This window comes from Gordonibacter pamelaeae 7-10-1-b (genome assembly GCF_000210055.1).
Taxonomy (GTDB): Bacteria; Actinomycetota; Coriobacteriia; order Coriobacteriales; family Eggerthellaceae; genus Gordonibacter; species Gordonibacter pamelaeae.
Genome location: NC_021021.1, coordinates 3,049,592 through 3,050,489 on the forward strand (window position 1 = coordinate 3,049,592; position 898 = coordinate 3,050,489).

General features: G+C 72.0%; 1 protein-coding gene and 1 pseudogene. Both read left to right on the forward strand.

From position 1 onward, the window contains the following. The first annotated feature begins 80 nt into the window (after positions 1–80). Positions 81–641 (forward strand): RNA polymerase sigma factor, encoded by a 561-nt coding sequence (locus tag GPA_RS14055; protein ID WP_015540276.1) that lies wholly within the window; start codon positions 81–83, stop codon positions 639–641. Beyond that, positions 638–898: pseudogene (locus GPA_RS19525) on the forward strand (hypothetical protein); the annotation flags it as partial. The gene GPA_RS14055 and the pseudogene GPA_RS19525, both read left to right, overlap by 4 nt.

An 898-nucleotide genomic window follows, 5' to 3' on the forward strand; every position in this document is an offset into this window, starting at 1 on the left:
AAAGATCAGGAACCTGTGAACCACGCGCTTCCTTGGCGCTACTAAGGGGTTGCAGGCGACGAGAGGCGAAAGGCGGTGGCATGGGCGCTGGCGAAGTTGACGAGCAGCAGGCGCGTGCCGCGCTCGCGCGCATCGCGCGCGGCGACGAGCGTGCGCTCGAGGAGCTGTACCGGCTCTACGCCCCGGCTGTGCTTGCGTTCGCCTCGGCGCGCCTGCCCGACCGCGAGGCTGCCGAAGAGGTGGCGGCCGACGCATGGTTGGGATGCTGGCGCGCCGCGCCCGCGTTCCGCGGCGACAGCCGCGTGCTCACGTGGCTGCTGGGGATCGTGAAGCGCCAGGCTTACGTGCGCATGCGCCGCGTCCGGCCCCTCGAATACCCGCTCGACGACGAGGCGGCCAGCCTGGCCGACAGGGCGGACGGCCCCCTCGAGGTTCTTGCGGCGCAGGCGGGAGCGGACGAGATCATGGCCACGCTGGACGCGCTGCCATGCGAGCTGGCCGAGACGGTGCGGCTTGCCTGGTTGCACGAGCTTCCCTATGCGGAGATCGCCCAAGTGACCGACGTGCCGGTGGGCACGGTGAAGTCGCGCGTGTCCCGCGCGCGGGCCCTGTTGCAGAAGACGTTGGGGAGGCGGATATGAGCACGGACGGAACGGAGCCGCGTGCGGCGTTGCGCGAGGCGATGAGGCGGCAGGAGCGGAACTGCGCGAACGGCGTGCCCTCGTTCGCGCGCATTGCGGCGCGCATCGAGGACGAGCCGTCGGTTTTCGAAGCTCCTGCCTGGTCGGTGCGCCGGAGCGCGCGGCTGGCCGCGAGCTTGGCGGCCGTCCAGGTGCGCGTCATGCCGCGGGCGGTGCTGCCGGCGGCGCTTGCGATGGCCGCGCTGGCGACGGTGGCG

Bases quoted from the DNA above. Each gene is read 5' to 3' on its own strand.
- GPA_RS14055 (WP_015540276.1), top strand. From the start codon at position 81: ATGGGCGCTGGCGAAGTTGACGAGCAGCAGGCGCGTGCCGCGCTCGCG.